Source organism: Endozoicomonas sp. ONNA2 (assembly GCF_024606365.1).
GTDB lineage: Bacteria > Pseudomonadota > Gammaproteobacteria > Pseudomonadales > Endozoicomonadaceae > Endozoicomonas.
Map to the genome: position 1 here is coordinate 1 of NZ_JAHHPO010000996.1, position 5,537 is coordinate 5,537.

The 5,537-nt window shown below is 50.4% G+C and carries 5 protein-coding genes; 2 read left to right on the plus strand and 3 right to left on the minus strand.

What is annotated here, in order from left to right; genetic code table 11:
* Positions 1–148: 148 nt before the first annotated feature.
* Both dtd and pip read right to left on the minus strand, forming a co-directional pair.
* Entirely contained in the window at positions 149–604 is a 456-nt protein-coding gene (gene dtd, locus KDK14_RS17570; protein ID WP_257266489.1) for a D-aminoacyl-tRNA deacylase, read from the minus strand.
* A gap of 31 nt (positions 605–635) precedes the next feature.
* The gene (gene pip, locus KDK14_RS17575; protein ID WP_257266490.1) at positions 636–1,595 is read right to left on the minus strand and encodes a prolyl aminopeptidase; all 960 of its coding nucleotides are present in this window, start codon (positions 1,593–1,595) and stop codon (positions 636–638) included.
* A 371-nt stretch (positions 1,596–1,966) separates the two neighbouring features.
* Here pip and KDK14_RS17580 point away from each other — a divergent pair, with 371 nt between their 5' ends.
* Positions 1,967–3,058 carry a hypothetical protein gene (locus KDK14_RS17580; RefSeq protein WP_257266491.1) on the plus strand — a complete coding sequence of 364 codons (1,092 nt, stop codon included), beginning with the start codon at positions 1,967–1,969 and terminating at the stop codon, positions 3,056–3,058.
* Between the two features lie 39 nt (positions 3,059–3,097).
* Here KDK14_RS17580 and typA read toward each other — a convergent pair whose 3' ends face one another.
* Positions 3,098–4,915, minus strand: a complete 1,818-nt coding sequence (gene typA / locus KDK14_RS17585; RefSeq protein WP_257266492.1) for a translational GTPase TypA — start codon at positions 4,913–4,915, stop codon at positions 3,098–3,100.
* A 340-nt stretch (positions 4,916–5,255) separates the two neighbouring features.
* Between typA and KDK14_RS17590 the strand changes: the two genes are divergently transcribed.
* Positions 5,256–5,537 (plus strand): BrnA antitoxin family protein (locus KDK14_RS17590; RefSeq protein ID WP_257266493.1); only part of this gene is annotated, 282 nt, incomplete at its 3' end.

The following is a 5,537-nucleotide window of genomic DNA, read 5'->3' on the forward strand; positions in this document are numbered from 1 at the left end:
TGGATGCAGGAGCTAGAGCAACGCAGGAGCAGTTGCCGCGTAGGGCAGTCTATTCCCGGACAGCCTCCTGGGGGGCTATTTGCCGAACAAAAGCAGATTTTCAGAGCAATTGGCTGCCATCCTTGCTTCGGGATCGCCTGAACGGGCACTATTCCCGGACAGCCTCCCGGGATTCCAGCATAAACGTCACCGGCCCATCATTGAGCAAAGAGACTTTCATATCTGCACCAAAGCGCCCGGTGGCAACATCGTGATGCAGCGCTTTCGCCCGTTCAACAAAGTAGTTATAAAGCCTTTCTCCCTGTTCAGGCTTTGCTCCGCAGCTGAAACCGGGTCGCAAACCTTTACGGGTATCGGCAACCAGAGTGAACTGGGAAACAATGAGCAAACCGCCCCTCACATCCCGCAAACCAAGATTCATTCTGCCCTGGTCATCATTGAATATTCGATATTTCAGCACTTTTTCCAGCAGCATATCCGCCAGAACCGGGTCATCCTCTTTTTCGATACCCAGTAACAGAAGAATGCCGTTACCAATTGCGCCAACCGTGTCTCTGTCCACTACCACGCTGGCATGGCTGACCCGCTGAATCAAACCTTTCATCGATACATCTCGAGTTGCTTGCCAATCAACTTTACGGTTTATGGAGGAGCCTTCGGGCAAATTCATCCGTTGCCCTGACCAGTGCATCGACAATGCCCGGTTCACAGGAGGCATGGCCGGCATCCCGGATAATCTGGAAATCCGCTTCCGGCCAGTGATCCGCCAGTGTCTGCGCATTATCCAGCGGGCAGATCATGTCATAGCGCCCATGCACGATCACGCCGGGAATGGCTGATATCAGATTCATCTGTGCAATAATCTGATCAGGGTTAATAAAGGACTTATTTTTAAAGTAATGACACTCTATCCGGGAAAGGGATAACGCCAGATGGGGATCGGCAAAATGATCCACCAGTTCATGGTTGGGTCGAAGGGTGGCTGTATTACCCTCCCACAAAGACCAATGTTTGGCAGCATTCATTCTGGCCAGCTCATTTTCGCCAAACAGCCGCTGATAATAAGCTGCTAGAAGATCGCCTCTTTCATCTTCTGGTATCAGCTCCAGGAAGTGCGCCCAGTGATCCGGGAATACTCTGCTGGCTCCCTCTTTGTAAAGCCAGTCAAGATCCTGCTGCCGGGAAAGAAAAACCCCCCTGACCACCAATCCGGACACCCGCTTCGGGTGCGCCTGGGCATACAGCAACGCGAGCGTTGAGCCCCAGGAGCCACCAAACACCAGCCACTGTTCAATGCCCAGGCTGTTGCGAATCAGCTCCATATCCTCAATCAGCGCAGCGGTAGTGTTCTGCTTCAGCTCAGCATGGGGTCTGGAGCGACCACACCCCCTCTGATCAAAAAGAATAATCCGATACTTTTGCGGATCAAAAAAACGGCGGTCCCGTTCCGAACAGCCAGCACCCGGTCCACCGTGAACAAACAGAACCGGTATCCCATCCTGTGAGCCACACTGTTCAATGTATATCTCATGAATATCATCAACTTGCAGGTGCCGGGTAGCGTAGGGCTTGATGGCAGGATACAGGGTGCGCATGGAAAATCCTTTCAGGAAAACACCAGAACAATGCCTAACCTTAACCTTAAACGGTTATTGCAGCAAAGGGCACATCATCACTTTCACCGACATAACGTGAACTAATTTGGCAGCAGCTTGTCTCACTTATGTGGATGGAACCGAAAAAGGGTCGATGATCGCTCCTGCATAATCGACACTCTCGTCTTCCATGTCTATCGCAATAAGTTTTTTATGGGCTTGTCAGTGCAGGCTCGGCAAACATCTAATGCTTCCTTTGTGCCTTTCTGGTTCAGGGCTCTTATTTTCCATGCAACCCCACTCTGTGTGGGACATGTGTATTTGGGTTTGAACATTCTCCAGCCTGAGTGCCATTACCTGGTCCGAAGAATATGAAACAACAATCTGTCAGAATAATTAACACAGTCCTGGTCTTGTTGATCATCTTAATGGCAGTACCGGCCAGAGCTGCCCGGTATTTTTCTGAGGATGACCAAATAATGGTTCAGCAGTGGGTAGACAAGACGGGCTTCAAGATTTACTCAACCAGTACTGATAAACCCCGACAGGGTGATCGCTGGCAATATACCCGGGTGACGTTACAAGCCCTCCATACCACTCGAGCTGAACAATTTTATCGCTATCTTTCACAGCTTCTTGTTTCAATGGCGGATGATGAACTCAAACAGCTGCTCCAGTCAGCATTGGATTTAAATAAAAAAGAGAAAACCGTCCTGACCACTTTCATCCTTGAGCAGAATAAGCACGAACTGGCGGTTTGGTTGAGCCGTCGAACGGAGCTGGAAAAGCGCCTTGCCAATGATGACGAGTTCTATGCAAAACTGTTTAATCTGTTAACCAGAACCACCATGAGCAACACTGAACGTTGCCATGAAATGTTACTTCTGGACGATTTCAAGGGCGTAAGAGAGAAAAGATATGCTGTTTTACAGTGCCTGGCCCTGGCAGTAAATTTGTACATTGTTGATATTGATATCAGTCGCAACCGAATAGTTACTACCAAAATACTGGGGCCCGGGCCTGTCAGCACCGCTCTTGCCTCCTCACCCGCCATAATTCCGGACACAGTTCAGGACAATAGCGAATACCCGTTTTCAACCATTCCTGAACTCTACGACAACCCTCAAATCAATCCGGTCATCTTTCTCACCTCACCGTTGGCAAACGGTTTTCTGGTCTCTTACCGAAAGAGCCAAAAATCCAGCAGGCCCCCCGTATCGCCTCTGACCATGGCTGACATTGATAAAATGCGGCAGCGCTATCAGCAGGCGAACAAAGGCAAACAGCTTAAACATGAAAAGAGCCGACACTTTTTATCGGTGGGAAAACGCAACCCGCACTGGCTCGAAGGCTGGCTGGCATCGCCGGGTTACACCATTGCGGGCAGCCTTGCTATTGCAGTGATTATGACCCTGGTAGCGACCATGGCCCCTTACCCTGGCAATCCCTGGTTAGGGGCATAAAAAAACCACGCAACTATAAATTTCACTTATTCGCCAGTATTACTTCGAGCGACTGGCACGCTTGCGCTCATGCTCCTTCAGGAACTTTTTGCGAATACGGATATGGTTGGGTGTCACCTCCACCAGCTCATCATCATCAATAAACTCCAGAGCCTGCTCCAGAGAGTGACGAATCGGCGGTGTCAGAATGATATTCTCATCGGTACCCGCAGCACGAACGTTTGTGAGCTGTTTGGCTTTGGTTGGGTTGACCGTCAAATCATTATCACGGCTGTGCAGACCGATAATCTGGCCTTCATAGACATCCACATTAGGATTAATGAACAAACGGCCACGCTCCTGCAAACTGAACAGCGCATAAGCCAGCACCTTGCCATTCACCATGGAGACAAGAACCCCGTTATTGCGCTGGCCAACTTCCCCACCCTTGACTTCACCGTAGTGATCGAAGATGGAGGTCAGGATACCACTGCCGGAAGTCATGGTCAGGAACTGGGAACGAAAACCAATCAGGCCACGGGCCGGCATAATGAAATCAAGACGCACACGGCCTTTGCCATCTGGCACCATGTCTTTCAGTTCAGCACGGCGCTGGCCAAGCACTTCCATAACCGGCCCCTGGTGCTGTTCTTCGATGTCCACCACCACATGCTCAAAGGGCTCCTGCTTAACGCCGTCAACCTCCTTTACCACCACCTGCGGCCGGGAAACCGCCAGCTCAAAGCCTTCACGACGCATGGTTTCAATCAAAACGGACAGGTGCAGTTCACCACGACCGGACACCTTGAATTTATCCGCATGCTCACCGTGCTCGACACGCAGTGCTACGTTGGAGATCAGCTCGCGCTCAAGACGCTCCCGGATATTACGGGAGGTGACGAACTTGCCATCCTGACCGGCAAACGGCGAGTCATTCACCTGGAAGGTCATGCTTACTGTTGGCTCATCGACGGTCAGCGGCGGCAGCATTTCCGGACTCTCAGGATCACAAATCGTGTCGGAAATGTTCAGTTTGTCAATACCGGTAATACAGACGATATCACCGGCGCTGGCCTGAACCACCTCAACACGCTCAAGCCCAAGATGCCCCATTACCTGTTGTACTTTAGTCTTTCGCTGCTTATTGTCACGATCCACCAGCACCACCTGCTGATTGGGCTTCAGCACACCACGGGTGATACGGCCAATACCGATAACCCCCACGTAGCTGTTGTAATCCAGGGCACTGATCTGCATCTGGAAAGGAGCGTCAACATTGACCGTTGGTGAAGGCACACACTCAGTAATCATCTCAAACAACGGCGTCATGTCATCGGCCAGATTGTCCGGGTCATCACCGGCAACACCGTTCAATGCAGAAGCGTAAATCACCGGAAAGTCCAGCTGTTCATCCGTAGCGCCCAGGCGATCAAACAGATCAAACACCTGATCCATAACCCAGTCAGGGCGGGCGCCCGGACGATCAACCTTGTTAATGACCACAATCGGGTTCAAGCCCTGCTCAAAGGCCTTCTGGGTAACAAAACGAGTCTGGGGCATCGGACCATCAACGGCATCCACCAGCAGCAGCACCGAGTCAACCATGGAGAGCACACGCTCAACTTCACCACCGAAGTCAGCGTGCCCGGGGGTATCCACGATATTGATATGGAAATCTTGCCACTCAATCGCCGTGTTCTTGGCCAGGATGGTAATGCCACGCTCTTTTTCCTGGTCATTGGAGTCCATGATACGCTCAGCGCCCTGGTCCTTGCGGCCCAGGGTTCCTGACTGCTGCAGCAGCTTATCCACCAGCGTGGTCTTGCCGTGGTCTACGTGGGCGATAATGGCTATATTTCTTAACTTATCAATTTTCAACGATTTTCAAACCTCTTGATCTGAATTTTTATGGAATAGATACACATATTTGTACACATCTTCTAAACCTGTTAAGCCTGAAATACGACAAATAAAATGGCAGCAATCCTATCTATCTGGCCATTGTGGCGCAACCTTTAAAGATCTCTATATTCAACAGCCTTTACCAGGTATAAGCTGAATCTTTGATACCAAAAGGACCTGGAGTTGCCGGGACGCTGTCCGAGAATAGTCTCACTCTCTTGACCGGTAGATTCATTTACATTCACATTAAGGGCTGAGCGTACGCTAATACGTGTTATTTCAGCCAGAAACATGCATCAAAAAGAGCGAGTATTTTATGAGCAAAATACCTGAGTTTAAGTCAGAAGCTGAAGAAAGGGCGTTTTGGGAGAAGCATGACTCGACACGATATCTAGACTGGAGTCAGGCTGAAAGTGTCTCTATGCCTAATTTGAAACCATCAACAAAAACAATCTCTCTTCGCCTGCCTGAAGGTTTGCTGGAAAGCATTAAGATCGAAGCCAATAAAAGAGATATGCCTCCGCGTAAAGCCTCGCCCATTCGGGCGGGGATACAAGCGACCAGCCGGGATGCCGGACCACCGACAGGACTGGGGGTA

Bases quoted from the DNA above. Each gene is read 5' to 3' on its own strand.
- pip (WP_257266490.1), bottom strand. From the start codon at position 1,595: ATGCGCACCCTGTATCCTGCCATCAAGCCCTACGCTACCCGGCACCTG.
- dtd (WP_257266489.1), bottom strand. From the start codon at position 604: ATGAAAGGTTTGATTCAGCGGGTCAGCCATGCCAGCGTGGTAGTGGAC.
- KDK14_RS17580 (WP_257266491.1), top strand. From the start codon at position 1,967: ATGAAACAACAATCTGTCAGAATAATTAACACAGTCCTGGTCTTGTTG.